General features: G+C 66.3%; 14 protein-coding genes. 10 read left to right on the plus strand and 4 right to left on the minus strand.

The window, feature by feature from the left end:
* Nucleotides 1-138: 138 nt before the first annotated feature.
* The 4 genes from NQ204_RS12665 (at nucleotide 139) to NQ204_RS12680 (ending at nucleotide 5,566) form a co-directional block, all read left to right on the plus strand.
* Nucleotides 139-1,023 (plus strand): M23 family metallopeptidase, encoded by an 885-nt coding sequence (locus NQ204_RS12665; RefSeq protein ID WP_305888397.1) that lies wholly within the window; start codon nucleotides 139-141, stop codon nucleotides 1,021-1,023.
* Between the two features lie 66 nt (nucleotides 1,024-1,089).
* Entirely contained in the window at nucleotides 1,090-2,694 is a 1,605-nt protein-coding gene (locus NQ204_RS12670; protein ID WP_108769659.1) for a peptide chain release factor 3, read from the plus strand.
* A 161-nt stretch (nucleotides 2,695-2,855) separates the two neighbouring features.
* Nucleotides 2,856-3,494 (plus strand): PAQR family membrane homeostasis protein TrhA, encoded by a 639-nt coding sequence (gene trhA, locus NQ204_RS12675; protein ID WP_256644040.1) that lies wholly within the window; start codon nucleotides 2,856-2,858, stop codon nucleotides 3,492-3,494.
* Between the two features lie 83 nt (nucleotides 3,495-3,577).
* Nucleotides 3,578-5,566: an AsmA family protein gene (locus tag NQ204_RS12680; protein ID WP_256644041.1), complete on the plus strand. Its 1,989-nt coding sequence runs from the start codon at nucleotides 3,578-3,580 to the stop codon at nucleotides 5,564-5,566.
* 484 nt (nucleotides 5,567-6,050) lie between these two features.
* Here NQ204_RS12680 and NQ204_RS12685 read toward each other — a convergent pair whose 3' ends face one another.
* The 3 genes from NQ204_RS12685 to mtgA all read right to left on the minus strand — a co-directional run bounded on the left by NQ204_RS12685 (nucleotide 6,051) and on the right by mtgA (nucleotide 8,621).
* Complete coding sequence (locus tag NQ204_RS12685; protein ID WP_116865463.1) at nucleotides 6,051-6,482, minus strand: CBS domain-containing protein; 432 nt, start codon at nucleotides 6,480-6,482, stop codon at nucleotides 6,051-6,053.
* Nucleotides 6,442-7,461 carry a glycosyltransferase family 2 protein gene (locus NQ204_RS12690; RefSeq protein ID WP_116865462.1) on the minus strand — a complete coding sequence of 340 codons (1,020 nt, stop codon included), beginning with the start codon at nucleotides 7,459-7,461 and terminating at the stop codon, nucleotides 6,442-6,444. Before NQ204_RS12690 ends, NQ204_RS12685 begins: the two co-directional genes overlap by 41 nt.
* 404 nt (nucleotides 7,462-7,865) lie before the next feature.
* Complete coding sequence (gene mtgA / locus NQ204_RS12695; protein WP_256644042.1) at nucleotides 7,866-8,621, minus strand: monofunctional biosynthetic peptidoglycan transglycosylase; 756 nt, start codon at nucleotides 8,619-8,621, stop codon at nucleotides 7,866-7,868.
* Between the two features lie 77 nt (nucleotides 8,622-8,698).
* Here mtgA and hslO point away from each other — a divergent pair, with 77 nt between their 5' ends.
* From hslO to NQ204_RS12710, 3 genes are all read left to right on the plus strand, one after another.
* Entirely contained in the window at nucleotides 8,699-9,592 is an 894-nt protein-coding gene (gene hslO, locus NQ204_RS12700; protein ID WP_116864693.1) for an Hsp33 family molecular chaperone HslO, read from the plus strand.
* Nucleotides 9,593-9,711: 119 nt separating this feature from the next.
* On the plus strand, nucleotides 9,712-10,569 hold the full coding sequence (locus NQ204_RS12705) for an XOO1806 family protein (protein WP_150455380.1): 858 nt from the start codon (nucleotides 9,712-9,714) through the stop codon (nucleotides 10,567-10,569).
* Nucleotides 10,570-10,948: 379 nt separating this feature from the next.
* Nucleotides 10,949-13,819 (plus strand): TonB-dependent receptor plug domain-containing protein, encoded by a 2,871-nt coding sequence (locus NQ204_RS12710; protein ID WP_116864695.1) that lies wholly within the window; start codon nucleotides 10,949-10,951, stop codon nucleotides 13,817-13,819.
* Between the two features lie 159 nt (nucleotides 13,820-13,978).
* On the opposite strand, the gene NQ204_RS12715 is transcribed toward NQ204_RS12710, so the two are convergent.
* On the minus strand, nucleotides 13,979-14,581 hold the full coding sequence (locus NQ204_RS12715; protein WP_079222832.1) for a TetR/AcrR family transcriptional regulator: 603 nt from the start codon (nucleotides 14,579-14,581) through the stop codon (nucleotides 13,979-13,981).
* Nucleotides 14,582-14,722: 141 nt separating this feature from the next.
* Here NQ204_RS12715 and NQ204_RS12720 point away from each other — a divergent pair, with 141 nt between their 5' ends.
* The 3 genes from NQ204_RS12720 (at nucleotide 14,723) to NQ204_RS12730 (ending at nucleotide 18,349) form a co-directional block, all read left to right on the plus strand.
* Nucleotides 14,723-15,640, plus strand: coding sequence for an alpha/beta fold hydrolase (locus tag NQ204_RS12720; protein ID WP_256644043.1), 918 nt, complete (start codon nucleotides 14,723-14,725; stop codon nucleotides 15,638-15,640).
* On the plus strand, nucleotides 15,637-18,114 hold the full coding sequence (locus NQ204_RS12725; protein ID WP_116864697.1) for an acyl-CoA dehydrogenase: 2,478 nt from the start codon (nucleotides 15,637-15,639) through the stop codon (nucleotides 18,112-18,114). The genes NQ204_RS12720 and NQ204_RS12725 overlap by 4 nt, the downstream gene beginning before the upstream one ends.
* A gap of 112 nt (nucleotides 18,115-18,226) precedes the next feature.
* Entirely contained in the window at nucleotides 18,227-18,349 is a 123-nt protein-coding gene (locus NQ204_RS12730) for a hypothetical protein (RefSeq protein ID WP_256644044.1), read from the plus strand.
* Nucleotides 18,350-18,408 lie beyond the last annotated feature (59 nt).

The raw sequence follows: 18,408 nt of genomic DNA on the forward strand, positions 1-18,408 counted from the left end.
CCAGCCCTTTTCGCCACTGTCAATCCCTTCATGCGGATAAAGCGATGGAATAACTGAACCGCCATTCCGCGAACTGCGCCCGGTCCCCGTGTTCAGGATCCGCTACAGTCCCCAGCGCCCTTTCCGCTGGATTCATCAATGCCCCGCCTGCCCCTGTCCTGCCTGCTGCTGCCGCTGCTGGCCAGCGCAACCGTCCACGCCAGCGACTGGCGCCAGGGCTGGGGACTGGTGCCGAAGTCCGGCTCCGCTGCGGCCGGCGACGACGCCCCGCAGGCCGCGCCGACGACCCAGCTGCGACTGCAGGCGATGGGCGGGCAATGGCAGGCACGCATCGACAATCCCTTGGCCGGCCCGGTGCAGATCGAACTGCGGTCGGCGCCTGGTGGCGCCATCGAGGGCCTGCCGGTGCGTTCACTGGTCCAGGGCGGTGGCAGCCTGGTGATCGGCCACCTGCCGGCCCCCGCCGAGGGACGCAGCCTGGACGTGCGCTTGCAGTCGGTGCCGGGCAATCCTGCCGCGCAGGCCGATGACGTCGCCTACCGGCTGCCGTTCGAAGCACCGCACCTGCGCGTGGACCAGGCCCCGAACGGCCGCTTCAGCCACGAGGACGAAGAGAACCGCGACGCGGTGGATTTCGCCCTGCCCGAGGCCACCCTGGTGATGGCCGCGCGCGAGGGCACCGTGATGCAGGTGCAGGATGGCTTCAAGGCCAATGGCCAGGACCGCGAACGCGATGCCGGTCGCGCCAACTTCATCCGCATCCTGCACAGCGACGGCAGCATGGCGCTGTATGGCCACCTGCAGGCCGGCGGCATGCGCGTGCGTCCGGGCCAGGCGGTGCAGGCCGGGCAGCCGATCGGCCTGTCCGGCAACAGCGGCTACAGCACCGCCCCGCACCTGCACTTCGTGGTCCAGGTCAACCGCGGCATGGGCCTGCGCTCGGTGCCGGTGCGCATTTTCACCGCGCAGGGCCAGCTGCAGTTCGCCCGCCAGGGCGACGCCGACGGTGGCATCGGGCGCTGACCGGCCCCGGCCGGTATAATCAGGCGCTTATCTCTTTGAAAAGCGCCCCGGGCGGGCGCCACTGCCATGTCCGAAGTCGCCAACGAAGCGTCGCGTCGCCGCACCTTCGCCATCATTTCCCACCCTGACGCCGGCAAGACCACGCTGACCGAAAAGCTGCTGCTGTTCGGCGGTGCGATCCAGATGGCCGGTTCGGTGAAGGGCCGCAAGGCCGCCCGCCACGCGACGTCCGACTGGATGGCGCTGGAAAAGGAGCGCGGCATCTCCGTCACCTCCTCGGTGATGCAGTTCCCGTACGAAGGCAAGATCGTCAATCTGCTCGACACCCCCGGCCACGCTGACTTCGGCGAGGACACCTACCGCGTGCTGACCGCGGTGGACTCGGCGCTGATGGTGATCGACGTGGCCAAGGGCGTGGAAGAGCGCACCATCAAGCTGATGGAAGTCTGCCGCCTGCGCGACACCCCGATCATGACCTTCATCAACAAGCTCGACCGCGAGGGCAAGGACCCGATCGAGCTGCTGGATGAAGTGGAGACCGTGCTGGGCATCCAGTGCGCCCCGGTCACCTGGCCGATCGGCATGGGCCAGCGCCTGAAGGGCGTGGTCCACCTGCTGACCGGCGAAGTGCACCTGTACGAACCGGGCCGCAACTTCACCCGCCAGGATTCGACCATCTTCCCGTCCATCGATGCGCCCGGCCTGGCCGAGAAGATCGGCGCACAGATGCTGGCCGAACTGCGCGACGAACTGGAGCTGGTGCAGGGCGCCAGCCACCCGTTCGACCTCGACGCCTACCGCGCCGGCAAGCAGACCCCGGTGTTCTTCGGCTCGGGCGTGAACAACTTCGGCGTGCAGCCGCTGCTGGACTTCTTCGTCGAGCATGCACCGCCGCCGCAGGCGCGCACCACCACCGGTCGCATCATCGCGCCGGAAGAGAACAAGCTCAGCGGCTTCGTGTTCAAGATCCAGGCCAACATGGATCCGCAGCACCGCGACCGCGTGGCGTTCATGCGCATCTGCTCGGGCCGCTTCAGCGCCGGCATGAAGACCTTCCACGTGCGCACTGGCAAGGACATGAAACTGGCCAACGCACTGACCTTCATGGCCAGCGACCGCGAGATCGCGGCCGAAGCGTGGCCGGGCGATGTCATCGGCATCCACAACCACGGCACCATCTCCATCGGCGATACCTTCACCGAAGGCGAAGCGGTCACCTTCACCGGCATCCCCAACTTCGCCCCGGAACTGTTCCGCCGCGCGCGCCTGCGCGATCCGCTCAAGCTCAAGCAGCTGCAGAAGGGCCTGGCCCAGCTGTCCGAGGAAGGTGCGACCCAGTTCTTCCGCCCGCTCACCAGCAACGACCTGATCCTGGGTGCGGTGGGTGTGCTGCAGTTCGACGTGGCTGCCTACCGCCTGAAGGACGAGTACGGCGTGGAAGCGACCTTCGAGCAGGTCAGCGTCTCCACCGCACGCTGGGTCCACTGCAGCAACGAGAAGAAGCTGGAAGAGTTCCGCGAGAAGAACGCGCTGAACCTGGCCCTGGACGCCGCCGGCCACCTGGTCTACCTGGCCCCGACCCGGGTGAACCTGCAGCTGGCCCAGGAACGCTCGCCGGACGTGCGCTTCTCGGCCACCCGCGAAGCAGCGCACACCGTCCCGGCGGGTTGAAAGCCAGGGGTCGGATCCCTTTCCGCAGGAAAGGGCTCTGACCCCGTCGCTTGGAGGCGGCCGGATTCATCCCCCATACGGTGACGGGGGTGCAAGCGCCCGCCATCGCGGCGATGATAGGGGGGCTGCGGGTCCCCCTCCCCGCTAACCACGTCATCACCATGTCCTCCACGACTGCTGCCTCCATCCGTGAAGAAATCGCCAGCGCCCTGACCCACGGGCTCGGCGCCGTGTTCGCGCTGGCCGCCAGCGCCGTCCTGATCACCCTGGCCGCCATCTACGGCGACGGCTGGCAGCTTGCCAGCGCCATCGTGTTCGGTATCGCCCTGCTGCTGCTGTACACCGCCTCCACTCTGTACCACGCCATCCAGCACCCCACGGCCAAGGGCCGGCTGAAGGTCTTCGACCACTGCGCAATCTACGTGCTGATTGCCGGCACCTACACGCCGTTCACCCTGATCGGCCTGCGCGGGCCCTGGGGTTGGGGCCTGTTCACCGCCATCTGGGCGCTGGCCCTGGGCGGCGTGGTGTTCAAGCTGTTCTATACCGGCCGCTTCAAGGCGCTCTCCACCGGCATCTACATCGCGATGGGCTGGCTGGTGGTCGTGGCGATCAAGCCGATGTGGGCCTCCATCGACGGCGGGACCCTGGCCTGGCTGTTCGCCGGCGGCCTGTCCTACACGCTGGGCACCTACTTCTACCATCGCGAATCGATCCCCTATTCGCACGCGATCTGGCACCTGTTCGTCATCGGCGGCAGCGTCTGCCACTTCGTCGCGGTAACCATGCAGGTCCTGTAACCCTGCCGCCGGACGCCCATGTGCACACCATGCACATGAGCGCTTCGCGCCCCGTCCACCCGGATTGGGGCAACCATGGCAGTGTGAATGCTGCCCCTGCCCCTGCTGCACCGCGCGCTTCGCGCTGGCGCCTCCGCCGCCCCGGTCCACGTGGCCAGCGCTGGCTGGCCGTGCTGGTGTTCCTGCTGGCCGCACTGCTCATCCTCATCGCACTGTGGGACTGGAACTGGTTCAAGGGGCCGGTGGAACGCGCGGTGCAGGCCCGCACCGGCCGCGCCCTGCACATCGGCCACCTGGATGTCGACCTCGGCCGGACCAGCACGATCCGCGCCGATGCGATCACCTTCGCCAATGCGTCGTGGTCGAAGCAGGCCACCATGGCCAATGCCGACCGCGTGGAAATCGACGTCCGCGTCTGGCCCCTGCTCCGTGGCAGCATCCAGTTGCCCGAAGTACGCCTGACCCGCCCCGACGTGCTTCTGGAAGCCGCCCCGCGCAAGGGCGAGGCCGGCAACTGGAATTTCCTGCCGGCCAGCGATGGCAAAAGCTCGCTGCAGCTGAAGGGCCTGCGCATCGATGACGGGCGCCTGCAGTACTTGGATGCCCTGGGCCGCACCGACATCCGCGTCGGCGTGCGCAGTGGCGAAGCGACCACCACTGCTCACAAACAGGCCGACACCGCCCCGCCGCTGCTGGTGAAGGGACAGGGCCGCTGGCAGGGCAATCCGTTCACCCTCAGCGGTGGCACCGAATCACCCCTGCAGCTGACCGACAGCGCGCATCCCTTCCGCATCCACCTCGATGGCCGTGCCGGCAGTACCCATGCCGTGGCCACCGGTACACTGACCAACCCGTTCGCGCTGCAGGTGTTCGATCTGCAGTTCGCACTCAGTGGCCAGGACCTCGCCGACCTCTACCCGCTGCTGGGCATCGCCATCCCGCCCTCGCCGCCGTACGCCCTCGATGGCCGGCTCAAGCGCGACCACAACGTGTGGCGCTACGAAGGGTTCACCGGCAAGGTCGGCGACAGCGACCTGGGCGGCAACCTGCAGTTCGAGGTGGGCCGCGACCGTCCGCGCCTGACCGCCACGCTGGAATCACGCCGACTCGATTTCGACGACCTCGCGGGCTTCGTTGGCGCCCCGCCGAAGACCGGCGGCGGCGAGACTGCCAATGCCGAGCAGAAAGCCCAGGCCGCACAGGTCGCCGCCAGCCCGCACGTACTGCCGGACACCCCGTACAACCTGGGCAAGCTGCGCGCGATGGATGCCGACGTCCGCTGGAAGGCCCACCGCATCAACGCGCCCTCGCTGCCGCTGGATGACATGGACGCGCACCTGCTGCTGGACGACGGCGTGCTGCGCCTGGATCCGCTGAACTTCGGCGTGGCCGGCGGTGACATCCGCAGCACCATCCGCATGGACGCACGCCAGCCGCAGATTTCCACGGCGCTGAAAGCCAGCGTGCGCGGCGTGCAGCTGGGCCAGCTGTTCCCGGATGCGAATCTGGCCAAGCAGGCCAAGGGTGGCATCAGCGGCCAGATCGACCTGACCGGCCGCGGCAACTCCATTGCCGCCATGCTCGGCGGCAGCAGCGGCGACGTCGGCGTGGCGATGGGCCGTGGCCATGTTGGCAACCTGGTGATGGAGCTGGCCGGCTTGGACATCACCGAGTCGCTGAAATTCCTGTTCACCGGTGACCGGCAGATTCCGCTGCGCTGCGCCTTCGCTGATTTCGGCGTGCGCGATGGCCTGATGACCAGCCGTGCGTTGGCGGTGGATACCACCGACACGATCATCATCGGCGAAGGCGCGGTGAGCCTGCGCGATGAGCAGATGGACCTGCTGCTGAAGCCGCGACCGAAAGACAAGAGCATCCTGGTGCTGCGCTCGCCACTGCGCATCGGCGGCACATTCAAGGATCCGTCGTTCCGACCGGACTTCAAGGCGCTCGGCCTGCGCGGCGCGGTGGCCCTGGCACTGGGGAGCATCGCCCCGCCGGCAGCGCTGCTGGCCACGATTGAGCTGGGGCCGGGCAAGGATGCCAATTGCGGTGGGCAGTACGCGAAGTAAAAGCGGTTGTTCTGCGGCGCCTCTGTTGATCCTGGTTTGAGTGGGACGGGTGGGCCAGTCAGGACACGCCGTAAACCCGTCCATGGGGGCTCGATGGCGCCATCCATGGCGCCAACGGTCCTGCCTGGCCCACCCGTCCCACTCCCGACAGTTTCCTGCGCGCGCGGAACGAGAGCAGGAATTCAAAATCAAAAGAAAAAGCAGAATCAAAAGCTGTGCCAACCAAGGTTGGCACCTACCAGAAGCGGAGGATCGGCGCTGATACGCACCGCGCTCGCAGGAACGCGTCCAGAGGCGGAGGGCATGGCCGTGCAGGACCGTAGGCGCCAAGGATGGCGCCTACGAGCTACATGGACGTATTTACCGCGTGTCCTGCACGGCCATGCCCTCCGCCTCCCCCCATGTCAGGAAGGCGCTGCTTCTGCAGTTGCCGTTGCCGTTGCTTTAGGCGGGCCGGCGGGCTGCAAGCCCGCCAGCGAAAAACTCACCCGGCCACGATGTACTGCTGCAGTTGATCCAACTCCCGCCGCTGCGCGTCGATCACCGCCTTCACCAGGTCGCCGATGGAGATCACCCCCAGCACCGACCCACTTTCCACCACCGGCAGGTGGCGGATGCGGTAGTCGGTCACCAGCTGCAGGCAATGTTCCACCTGCTCACCCGGCGACACCGTCACCACCTTCGCCGTCATGATCTCGGACACCGCCGTATCGCGCGAGGAACGATCGTGCAGCACGATCTTGCGCGCGTAATCGCGCTCGGACAGGATGCCGACCAGTCGCGGCCCGTCCATCACCAGCACCGCGCCGATGCCCTTCTGGGCCATCAGCCGGATCGCATCGATCACCGCCGCGCCGGGCGCGACCGCGTGTACTTCAGGGGACTTGCCGTCCAACAGTTGCCGTACCGACGTCATCTGCCTGCCCTCCCAGGGTGGGTTGCAGGGCCGAGTCTGCCACGGAAGGTGCTAGCCACGCGTCAACCAGGTACAGGGGCCGCTGCTTGGACTCCTCGTACAGGCGGCCCAGATACTCACCGATCAGCCCCAGCGCGATCAGCTGCACGCCGCCCAGGAACAGGATCACCGCCATCATCGTCGGCCAGCCCGCCACGCGGTCGCCGTACAGCGCTGCCTTGATGATCACCCAGACGCCGAACACGAACGCCGCCGCCGCGGTCGCCAGGCCCAGGTAGGTGGCCGCCCGCAGCGGCACGGTCGAGAACCCGGTGATGCCTTCCAGTGCGAAGTTCCACAGGTTCCAGAGGCTGAACTTGCTGTTGCCGGCCAACCGCGCGTGGCGGTGGTAGGGCACGGCCACGCGGCGGAAGCCGACCCAGCTGAAAAGGCCTTTCATGAAGCGATGGCGCTCGCGCATCTCGCGCAACGCACTCAGCGCCCGCGGCGACAGCAGGCGGAAATCACCGGTGTCGGCGGGGATCGGCGTGCGCGACAGGCGGCCGATCACCCGGTAGAACATGGCCGCCGTGGCCCGCTTGCTCCAGCTTTCGCCGTCGCGCACCTTGCGCGTGCCGTAGACGTTGTCATAGCCCTCTTTCCAGTGCGCGACGAAGGTCGGCACCAGTTCCGGCGGATCCTGGCCATCGGCATCGAGGATCATCGCAGCGCCCTCGCGCACCTGGTCCAGGCCGGCGGTCAACGCGGCCTCCTTGCCGAAGTTGCGCGACAGCCGCAGGGCCGAGACACGCGGGTCGGGATGGGCGAGGTGTTCGATCACCGCCCAGGTGGCGTCGGTGCTGCCGTCATCGACATACAGGATGTGGCCGTCGACATCGTCCAGCGCGTCGAGCACCGCGCACAGGCGCGGGTGCAGCTGGGGCAGCGCCAGTTCCTCGTTGTGGGCGGCGATGACGAAGGTCAGGCGTTGGCGGCTCATGCCTGGATTGTACGTCGCTGGCGGGCTTGCAGCCCGCCGGCCCGCTAAAGGCAACGGCCAAATCGAGAGCAACTGCAGCGCCTTCCTGATACGGGGGGAGGCGGAGGGCATGGCCGTGCAGGACACGCGGTAAATACGTCCATGTAGCTCGTAGGCGCCGTCCGTGGCGCCTACGGTCCTGCACGGCCATGCCCTCCGCCTCTGGACATATTCCCGCGAGCGCGGTGCGCTTCAGCGCCGATCACCCGCCCCTGGTAGCTGCCAACCTTGGTTGGCACAGCTTTTGATTCTGCTTTTTGCTTCTTTCTTTTGAATTTCCGCTCTCGTTCCGCGCGCGCAGGAAACTGTCCGGAGGCGGAGGGCTACCGCAGGCAGGACCGTAGGCGCCGCGTAACGATCAACCGTTACTCCTCCAGATACCCCGCCCCACCCAGCTGCCGGGCCTGCCGCTGTATCCACGTCGCCCGCCGCTGCACGTACGGCCCCGGCTTGGCCGCGTTGTACCGCCGCGGCGCCGGCAGCACCGCCGCCAAGCGGGCACTTTCGCTTGGTGCCAGCCGCGCCGCGTCCTTGCCCCAGAATTTCTGCGCCGCCGCCTGCGCGCCATACACGCCATCACCGAACTCGGCGATGTTGGCGTACATCTCCAGGATGCGTTCCTTCGGCCAGAACGCCTCGATCAGCACCGTGTACCAGACCTCCAGTCCCTTGCGGATCCAGCTGCGGCCCTGCCAGAGGAACAGGTTCTTGGCCACCTGCTGGCTGATCGTGCTGGCCCCGCGCAGCCGCCCGCCCTTGGCGTTGTGGTCACGCGCCTTTTCGATGGCCTGCAGGTCGAACCCGTTGTGCTCGGGGAAGCGCTGGTCCTCGGCGGCTACCAGCGAGATCGGCAGGCTCGGCGCCATCTGGCCCAGGTCGCGCCACTGGTAATGCAGCCGGTAGGACCAGTCGCCCTCGCCCAGTGCCTCGCCATAGCGCCACAGCATCACCGTGGACAGCGGCGGGTCGATGAAGCGCAGCACCAGCACCTGCAGGCAGCTGAAGCCCACGAACAGTACCGGCAGCCACAGCAGCCGCTTCCAGCGCCAGCGTCGGCGGGCCGGCGTGGTCACCACGGCCTGCACGGCCTCCACCTTGTCCTGCTCTCCCCCTGCCCCCATTACTGGTGCATCCTTCTCATGCCTGGTTGTCGGCGCATTATCCGGCAACCGCCCCTGTTTACGCGCGATGTGAGCCGATGACCGCCCAAACCGATTCCCTGATCCGCTTCCTGCTGCCCGACGCCGGCGTCCGTGGCGTGCACGTGCAACTGAAGGCCACTTGGCAGGAAATCCTGTCCCACGCCGTATACCCGGACAATGCCGCCGAACTGCTCGGCGAGGCCTGCGTGGCCTCGGCCCTGTTCACCGGCCACACGAAGGTGGACGGCCGCCTGTCCATCCAGCTGCGCAGCAACACCGGCCTGCGCACCCTGTTCGCCGAGTGCACCGCCGTCGGTACCCTGCGCGGCATCGCCCAGCTGGCCGAAGGCGCCGACGCGCCGCGCGACCTGTCCAGCCTGGGCAGCGACGCCCTGCTGGCGATCACCATCGAGAACCCCGGCCTGGACCCGCGCGAACCGCAGCGCTACCAGAGTTTGGTCGGCCTGACCGCGCCAGCGCTGGATGAGGCCTTCGAGGACTACTTCCGCCAGTCCGAACAGCTGCCGACCCGCCTGCTGCTGGCCGCTGACCGCAACGGCGCCGTGGGCCTGCTGCTGCAGAAGCTGCCCGGCGACGAAGGCGACGACGACGGCTGGGCTCGCGCCAGCGCCCTGTTCGACACGCTGGGCAAGGCCGAACTGCTGGCCACCCCGGCCGAGCAGATGCTGCACCGCCTGTTCCACGAGGAGAAGCCGGAACTGATGGGCAGCAAGCCGCTGGCCTTCGGCTGCTCCTGCTCGCACGAGCGGGTCGCCTCGATGCTGGTCTCCCTGGGCGAGGAAGAAGCCCGCGCGGCCGCCGAAGACACCGGCGCGGTGGAAGTCCGCTGCGAATTCTGCGGACGGGAGTATCACTTTCCGTTGACGGAGTTCGGCATACTGTTCCACGGTGCCGAGGGGACTGTACCGGCACCTGAACGACTTCAATGAATGGGCAGGTCTTGTGTTCTGGGGAGGATCAAGGCTTGTTAAGATTTCATAAACACCCTAGGATCGAGTTCCCGCCCCAGCGGGAACTTCCGTTGTCCGTCACTGTCTGAACTGGTCCGATGCGTACTTTCCTGCGTCTACCGCTGGCCCTGCTGATCGCCCTTGGCGCGATCACGGGCGCGCATGCGCAGAGCAAGGACACCCGCACCGTGCTGCCGGTCTGGAACAAGGGCAGCGGCAAGGTCGAGGCCCTGCTGTACCTGGAACCGACCGGCGAACAGGCCGCAGGTGCCCGCTGGCACTTCGGCCGCAACTCGCTGGACGCTGCCTTCGGCCTGTCCTCCGGCGATTCGCTGGGCCTGCTGTGCAGCAACAGCAGCGGCAGCAGCATCAGCGGGTTGGCCAGCCACTGCATGCTGGCCAGTCTGGGCGATGACGATGACGCAATCGGTGCCAACAACCGCCGCCTGACCGGTACCGCCGCACTCAACCGCGGCAACAACCGCCTGGGAATCACCGCCGGTACCAGCCGCGAGACCCTGCCGGCCTGGCTGGCCTCGCCGAACAAGACCCCGGCCCTGCGTGGCGAACAGAACGACCTGACCGTGTTCGCCCAGCGCAACATCGGCCGCGAAGGCTTCGTGTCCATCGCCGGTACCTACGCCAAGGCGCGCCTGGTGCCGATCTCCGATGCATCGCCCGCCCTGGTCGACCGCTGGGACAGCAAGAGCCTGAGCCTGGGTGCCGGCTACGGCAATTTCACCGGCAGCATCATCGGCCGCGTGGTCGACGTTCCCGGCAAGCCGGGCAAGTGGGAAGGCCTGGGCATCGGCCTCACCTGGCGTACTCCGTGGTCGGGCCAGCTGACCGTCGGCGCCGAGAACGTGGTCAGCCGCGGCAAGAATCCGTTCTCCCCGCGCAACGAAAGCAACGACGACGGCACCGTGCCGTACGTTCGCTACGAGCAGGACCTGTAAGCGGTCCAACGTCGTACGACATCGACTGGATGAAAGAAGGGGCGCCTGCGGGCGCCCTTCCTGTTTCCGCAGGTAACGTGTTCGTTAAACGCCCGCACGTCGTTACATATCGAAATATTACGAAATGTATCAACACAAACATTTTTTCAGACTAAACGATACTCAAATGAGCCGAGTGTCCCAGTCATGTACCACAAGTCATTGAATCGTAAAGATTCCCGGGCATTGACACGGACTGGCACAGCTGAAGTTAACGTAGCTTTAATTTTCTGGAGGGCGCCGTTACTATCGATTCAGCCTCGCGTTTTTTTGGAACGACATTTTGCGTTCCGCACGCAGGCAATAACCCAGCCAAGATTTCCTTGGAGAGAGAGAGCCAATGAACTTCAAGTCCAACAAGCTGCGTGATGCGGTCGTCATCGCGCTGGTCGCCGGTGCATCCGTCGCGACCGCACAGGCGCAGGAGGCCACCTCGGGTGCGACCAACCTGGATCGCATCCAGGTCACCGGTTCGCGCATCCGCTCGGTTGACGTCGAAACCGCCCAGCCGATCTTCACGGTGTCCTCCGAGGACATCAAGAAGTCCGGTCTGGTCAGCGTCGGCGACATCCTGCAGAACCTCACCGTCTCCGGCACCCAGACCTTCAGCAAGGCCGCCGTGCTGACCTCCAACCCGGAACAGGGCGGCCAGTACGTGAACCTGTACAACCTGGGCGAGCAGCGCACCCTGGTGCTGGTCAACGGCAAGCGTTGGACGTCCAGCCTGGCTGGCTTCACCGACATGTCCACCATCCCAGCCTCGCTCATCGAGCGCATCGAAGTGCTGAAGGACGGCGCCTCGGCGATCTACGGCTCCGACGCCATCGCCGGTGTGGTCAACATCATCCTGCGCACCAATTTCGAAGGTGCGGAAGTCTCGGCCCTGATCGGCCAGAACGGCCGTGGCGACGGTCAGAAGGAAGCCTACTCCTTCACCATGGGTGCCTCCAGCGATCGCGCTTCGATCCTGTTAGGCGCCAGCTACACCAAGGAAGACCCGGTCTTCTCCAAGGACCGTGCGCTGACCCGCACCACCTACGGTCCGGATCATCCGCTGGATGCGCTCAGCGCCACCGGCCCGTGGGGCCGCTTCACGTTCGGTGGCAATACCTACATCCTGAACCACACCGGCTCGTATGACGGCCAGGGCGTGGGCGCTGATTCGCGCGATCTTGCGAACTACCACAACGCCGTGACGGTTGACGACCGTTTCAACTCCACCCAGCAGATGATGCTGGCCCAGGAGACCGAAACGAAGTCGATCTTCACCGCCGGCAGCTTCGAGATCAATGACTACGTGACCTTCAAGTCCACGGTCATGTACTCCGAGCGCAACTCCGAGCGCCAGGTCGCCGGCTACCCGATGAGCGCCAACGCGCAGCCGACCTATCCGGTCTACATCAGCGGCCAGAGCTACTACAACCCGGTCGGCCAGGACATCACCAACTGGTTCCGCCGCACGATCGAAATCCCGCGCATCTCGCGCAACGACGTGAAGAGCTACCACTTCGATGCCGCCTTGGAAGGCGCGTTCGATGTGGGCACCCACGGCTGGAACTGGGATGCAGGCATCAACTACAACAAGTTCGATGTCACCCAGATCAGCACCGGCAATCTCAACCTGCTGGCACTGGAAAAGGCCTTGGGCCCGTCGTTCCTCAATGCACAGGGCGTGGTCCAGTGCGGTACCGCTGCAAACCCGATCGCGCTGGGCACCAGCCTGTCGGCCGGCCAGTGCACCCCGTTCGACGTGCTGGGCGGCCCGTCGGCCTCCACCGCCGACGCGCTGAAGTACATCAACACGCTCGGCCAGGCGACCCAGCAGAGCGTCAGCAAGCAGTACTTCGCCAACATCACCGGTGGTCTGTTCGACATGCCGGGCGACGCAGGCGAGTTCGCCTTCGCGGCAGGCGTCGAGCACCGTGAAGTGTCCGGTTACGACAACCCGGACCAGCTGTCGGCCGCCGGTTACACCACCGATCTGGCTGCAGGTGCCACGTCCGGCAAGTACAAGACCGACGAGGTGTACCTGGAGCTGATGATCCCGCTGCTGAAGGACGTTCCATTCGCCAAGGAGCTGTCGTTCGACGTCGCTTCCCGCTATTCGGACTACGACCGCTTCGGCGACACCACCAACAGCAAGTTCAGCCTGACCTGGAAGCCGGTTGAAGACCTGCTGGTCCGTGCCACCTACGGCAAGGGTTTCCGTGCCCCGACCCTGGATGACACCTTCGGTGGCGGCTCGCAGACCTTCGATGACCTGACCGATCCGTGCGATGCCCGCTTCGGGCAGTTGGACAACCCGGTTGCAGCTGCCCGCTGCGCCGGCGAAGGCCTGGCACCGACCTTCCGCCAGACCGACAACGCTGGCGTGCCGGTTGCCGCGCGTGAAACCCAGGGCAATGCGCCGTTCCAGGCCGGCGTCGGCAACGCCGACCTCGAGCCGGAATACAGCAAGACCCGTACCGTGGGCCTGGTCTTCAGCCCGCGCTGGGTGCAGGGCTTGGACTTCTCGCTGGACTGGTACAAGATCAGCATCTCCAATGTGATCACTGCGGTCAGCGCGACCTACGTGCTGAACCAGTGCTACAACGGCGTGACCTCGTTCTGTAACTACAGCCGTGATGCCACCACCGGCCAGATCGTGACCCTGAGCCGCGGCAACGCGAACCTGGGCGCCCTGGAAACCGAAGGCTACAACTTCGTCGCCAACTACCGCCTGCCGGAGTTCGCAGCCGGCCAGTTCTCGCTCCGCCTGGACAGCAACTACCTGGTCTCGCTGCGCCAGCAGTCCGACAACGGCGCACCGTGGGATGAGTACGCCGGCTACTGGAACTCGCCGCGCGTGCGCGCCACCCTCGGCGTCAACTGGGCCAAGGGCGACCTGTCGGCCAGCTGGAACCTGCGCTACTACGGCGGCTACCGCGACTTCTGCTACGACGATGACTCGTGCAACGACCCGGATTACCGCACCCCGAACAACGGTTGGGGCGGTGGCGTGGGCGCCAACAAGAAGGGTTCGATCAGCTTCCAGGACGTTTCGCTGACCTGGGCTGCCCCCTGGAATGGTTCGGTCACCGTCGGTGCCCGCAACATCTGGAACAAGCAGCCGCCGATCACCATCTCGCTGACCAACAACAGCTCGTCGTCGATCGACCCGATGCTGGACTACGACCGTTACCTGTTCATGCAGTACACCCAGCGCTTCTGATCAAGGCCGGGCAAGCGTAGTAAAACACCAGGACGGGGCCCTTCGGGGCCCTGTTTCTGTTGGGGGGCCCCGGCCACGCAGGACACGTGGCAGAAACGACAGGCACGAAAAAGGCCGCAGCGGAACTGCGGCCTCGTGCGGGTACCCGGCGCGCCCGACTCAGCCGTTCGGGATCAGCGTCTCGATCAGGTGCTCGACGTAGGCTTCGAAATCCTCGCGTGCCTGCTTCGGCTGCTGCAGCTGCAGCGACAGCTGCAGGAAGCCGACATAGGCAGCGTAGGCCAGCCGGGCGCGATGGCGTGCATCGGTCGAACTGAGCCCGGCCTGGCGGAACGAGGCCACCAGGTAATCCAGGCGCCGCTGCGAGACCCGGTCGATCACCGGCCGCACCATCGGGTGGTCCAGCGCCTTCAGCAGCTCGCTGTAGATGATGTGCGGCTGCACTTCGTGCGCCACCATCTGGAACAGCTGGCGCAGGCGCGCACGCGGATCAGGCACGTCTTCGAGGCTGCCGAAGACCTGCTCCTGTTCGAACAGTTCCCAGCGTTCAAGCGCGGCCTGCAGCAGTGCATCGCGCGAGGGGAAGTGCCAGTAGAAGCTGCCCTTGGTCACGCCCAGGCGGCGCGCCAGCGGCTCCACGGCGACGGCGCCCACACCTTGTTCAGCGATCAGATCGAGGGCCGCCTGTGCCCAGTCTTCGGCACTGAGGCGGCTGTTGCGGCCGGCACGCGGTTCGCCGGCAGAAGCGTCAGGTTGATTCATGGGGTGATTTAACCATACGGCGGGGTTCGTTGCAGTACGCCGTTGCGGCCGAAACCGTCGCGGGGCGGACGGTGGCGCCTTCCGCAGCGCACCATACTGCATGGTATTGACTTCCGCCACCAGCCATCCATACTAACGAGTATGGTTACGTCCCCTACTCCCGCCGCGTTCCACGACCTGCGTCTGGAGGCGGCCCATGGCGCCCATCTGGCGGCCACGGCCAGCGACCACGGTCGCCGCGGCCGCGTGCTGTTCGCCCATGGCTTCGGCCAGACCCGGCATGCGTGGAATGCCACTGCACGGGCGCTGTCTGCCGCCGGCCTGCAGACGCTGGCCTACGATGCGCGCGGCCACGGCGATTCGGACTGGAACGCCGCCGACGTGCCCTACCACGGCGAGCAGTTTGCCGATGACCTGATCGTGCTGGCCGGCGAGCAGCCGCGCCCGCCGGTGCTGGTTGCCGCCTCGATGGGCGGCCTGTTCGGCCTGCTCGCCGAATCGCGCTGGCCGGGCCTGTTCTCGGCGATGGTGCTGGTCGACATCACCCCGCGCTGGGATACCGCCGGCGTCGAGCGCATCCTCGCATTCATGACCGCCCATCCCGATGGCTTCGCCTCGCTGGCCCAGGCCGCGGATGTGATCTCCGCCTACCTGCCGCACCGCCCGCGCAAATCCGAGCAGTCGCTGCGCGCGCTGCTGCGCGAGGACGGGCACGGCCGCTGGCGCTGGCACTGGGATCCGCGGCTGGTGGCCGAACTGGCGCGCGACAGCGAGCAGCACCAGGATGCACTGGCCGAGGCCGCGCGCCAGGTGAAGTGCCCGTTGCTGCTGGTCAGTGGTGGCCGCAGCGATCTGGTCACGCCGCAGACCGTCGCCGAATTCCTGGCACTGGCGCCGCACGCGCGCCACGTATCGTTGCCGCAGGCCACGCACATGGTCGCCGGTGATGACAACGACGCCTTTACCGCTACTGTGTTGGACTATCTGGACGTGTTGCCCGCAGCGGATGCTGCAGCTTCGTCCGCCACAAACGAGCACGTCACCGGAGCACGCTCATGAGCATCGTTCTTCCCTTCCTCGCCCTGCTGCTGGCAGGCGCGTTCGTCGCCTACCACCGCATGCGCCTGCTGACCTGGACGCTGATCAGCCTGGCCCTGCTGGCCGTCTGCTGGTTCGTGCCGTACGTCAACCAGACCGCCACGATCGTTGCTGCCGCCGTGCTGGCGGTGATCGCCGTGCCGCTGCTGCTGCCGTTCATCCGCAAGCCGCTGCTGACCGGCCCGATGATGAAGGTGTTCCGCAAGGTGCTGCCGCCGCTCTCGCAGACCGAGCGCATCGCGCTGGAAACCGGCTCGGTCGGTTTCGAAGGCGAGCTGTTCACCGGCGACCCGGACTGGAACATCCTGCTGAACTACCCCAAGCCACAGCTGACCGCTGAAGAACAGGCCTTCCTCGATGGCCCGGTGGAAGAGCTGTGCACGATGGTCAACGATTGGGAAATCACCCACGTCCATGCCGACCTGCCGCCGGAACTGTGGGCCTTCATCAAGAAGAACAAGTTCTTCGGCATGATCATCCCTAAGGAATACGGTGGCCTCGGCTTCTCCGCGCTGGCCCACCACAAGGTCATCCAGAAGCTGGCCTCGGTGTCCTCGGTGGTCAGCTCCACCGTCGGCGTGCCGAACTCGCTGGGCCCGGGTGAACTGCTGGTGCATTACGGCACCCAGGAGCAGAAGGACCAGTACCTGCCGCGCCTGGCCGATGGCCGCGAAGTGCCCTGCTTCGGCCTGACCGGTCCGTTCGCCGGTTCCGACGCTACCTCGATTCCCGATTACGGCATCGTCTGCAAGGGCGAGTGGAACGGCGAGCAGGTGCTCGGCGTCAAGCTGACCTTCGACAAGCGCTACATCACCCTGGCCCCGGTCGCCTCGCTGATCGGCCTTGCCTTCCGCATGTACGATCCCGATGGCCTGATCGGTGAGACCCGCGACATCGGCATCACCCTGGGCCTGCTGCCGCGCGATACCCCCGGCGTGGAAATCGGCCGTCGCCACTTCCCGCTGAACTCGACCTTCCAGAACGGTCCGATCAAGGGCAAGGATGTGTTCATCCCGCTGACCCAGCTGATCGGTGGCGCTGCGATGGCCGGCAAGGGCTGGAACATGCTCAACGAGTGCCTGGCCGTGGGCCGCTCGATCACCCTGCCCTCCACCGCCAGCGGCGGTGCCAAGGCCGGCGCAGCGGTCACCGGTGCCTACGCACGCATCCGCAAGCAGTTCGGCCTGTCGGTCGGCCGCTTCGAGGGCGTGGAAGAAGCGCTGGCCCGCATCGGCGGCAAGGCCTACAAGATCAGCGCGCTGTCGCAGGCCACTGCGGCGGCGGTCGACCGTGGCGACGTGCCGTCGGTGCCGTCGGCCATCGCCAAGTACCACTGCACCAGCATGAGCCGTGAAGTGATCTCGGACATGATGGACGTCATCGGCGGCAAGGGCATCATCCTCGGGCCGCGCAACTTCGCCGGCCGCAGCTGGCAGGCCGCGCCGATCGCGATCACCGTGGAAGGCGCCAACATCATGACCCGCAGCCTGCTGATCTTCGGCCAGGGTGCGATCCTCTGCCACCCGTGGGTGCTGAAGGAAATGAAGGCCGCGCAGGATCCGGACACCCGTGCCGGCCTGCAGGACTTCGACCGCAGCCTGTTCGGCCACATCCGCTATGGCATCTCCAATGCCGTACGTTCGTTCTGGTTCGGCCTCACCGGTGCGCGCTTCGGTGCCGCCCCCGGCGACGCCTACACCCGCCGCTACTTCCGCAAGCTGGACCGCTACTCGGCCAACCTGGCGCTGATGGCCGACATCTCGATGATGACCCTCGGCGGCAAGCTGAAGTTCAAGGAATCGCTGTCCGGCCGCCTGGGCGACGTGCTGAGCCATGTCTATATGACCAGCGCCATGCTCAAGCGCTACCACGACGAGGGCGCGCCGCAGGCCGACCAGCCGCTGCTGGCGTGGGCCTTCCATGACAGCGTGCACAAGATCGAAGAGTCGCTGTCGGCGGCCCTGCGCAACTTCCCGATCCGTCCGATCGGCTGGCTGATGTGGGCGCTGATCTTCCCGCTGGGCCGTCGTGCCGAAGCCCCGGGTGACCGCCTCAGCCGTCGTGTCGCTGCCCTGCTGATGGCCCCGAACGAAGCCCGCGACCGTCTGGCCAGTGGCGTGTTCCTGACCCCGTGCGAGAACAACCCGGGTGGCCGCATCAACAGCTACCTGAGCAAGGCGATCATGGCCGAGCCGGTGGAGCGCAAGTTCCTGAAGGCGCTGAAGAGCAAGGGCATCGAAGCGCTGGACTTCAAGGCACAGCTGGACGAGGCCGTGGCCGAAGGCGTGATCACCCAGGACGAGCGCAGCCTGCTGGAAGAACTGCGCACGCTGACCCTGGACACCATCACCGTGGACGACTTCGACACCCACGAACTGCGCGCGGCCAGCTACTACGACCGCCAGCACAAGGACCCACATTCGCAGGCAGCGTGATCGCCTGCGTCAAGCGCACACGGAAACGGCGGGCCTCGGCCCGCCGTTTTTTGTTTGTTGTAGAGCCGAGCCCATGCTCGGCTGAGGCCGTGCCGCGGAAAAGCAGCCGAGCATGGGCTCGGCTCTACAGAAGGATCAGGCCGGCACGAACCACCATGCCACCGCTGCCAGCAAGGCCGGCACCGCCTGCTACTACGACCGCCAGCACGAGGACCCGCATTCGCAGGCAGCGTGATCGCCTGCGTCAAGCGCACACGGAAACGGCGGGCCTCGGCCCGCCGTTTTTTGTTTGTT

Origin of the sequence: Stenotrophomonas testudinis (assembly GCF_024499815.1) — a bacterium.
Classification (GTDB): Bacteria; Pseudomonadota; Gammaproteobacteria; order Xanthomonadales; family Xanthomonadaceae; genus Stenotrophomonas.

Coding starts and splice junctions, on each gene's coding strand:
- NQ204_RS12665 (WP_305888397.1), top strand. CDS start 139: ATGCCCCGCCTGCCCCTGTCCTGCCTGCTGCTGCCGCTGCTGGCCAGC.
- NQ204_RS12670 (WP_108769659.1), top strand. CDS start 1,090: ATGTCCGAAGTCGCCAACGAAGCGTCGCGTCGCCGCACCTTCGCCATC.
- trhA (WP_256644040.1), top strand. CDS start 2,856: ATGTCCTCCACGACTGCTGCCTCCATCCGTGAAGAAATCGCCAGCGCC.
- NQ204_RS12685 (WP_116865463.1), bottom strand. CDS start 6,482: ATGACGTCGGTACGGCAACTGTTGGACGGCAAGTCCCCTGAAGTACAC.
- NQ204_RS12690 (WP_116865462.1), bottom strand. CDS start 7,461: ATGAGCCGCCAACGCCTGACCTTCGTCATCGCCGCCCACAACGAGGAA.
- mtgA (WP_256644042.1), bottom strand. CDS start 8,621: ATGGGGGCAGGGGGAGAGCAGGACAAGGTGGAGGCCGTGCAGGCCGTG.
- hslO (WP_116864693.1), top strand. CDS start 8,699: ATGACCGCCCAAACCGATTCCCTGATCCGCTTCCTGCTGCCCGACGCC.
- NQ204_RS12705 (WP_150455380.1), top strand. CDS start 9,712: ATGCGTACTTTCCTGCGTCTACCGCTGGCCCTGCTGATCGCCCTTGGC.
- NQ204_RS12710 (WP_116864695.1), top strand. CDS start 10,949: ATGAACTTCAAGTCCAACAAGCTGCGTGATGCGGTCGTCATCGCGCTG.
- NQ204_RS12715 (WP_079222832.1), bottom strand. CDS start 14,581: ATGAATCAACCTGACGCTTCTGCCGGCGAACCGCGTGCCGGCCGCAAC.
- NQ204_RS12720 (WP_256644043.1), top strand. CDS start 14,723: ATGGTTACGTCCCCTACTCCCGCCGCGTTCCACGACCTGCGTCTGGAG.
- NQ204_RS12725 (WP_116864697.1), top strand. CDS start 15,637: ATGAGCATCGTTCTTCCCTTCCTCGCCCTGCTGCTGGCAGGCGCGTTC.
- NQ204_RS12730 (WP_256644044.1), top strand. CDS start 18,227: ATGGGCTCGGCTCTACAGAAGGATCAGGCCGGCACGAACCACCATGCC.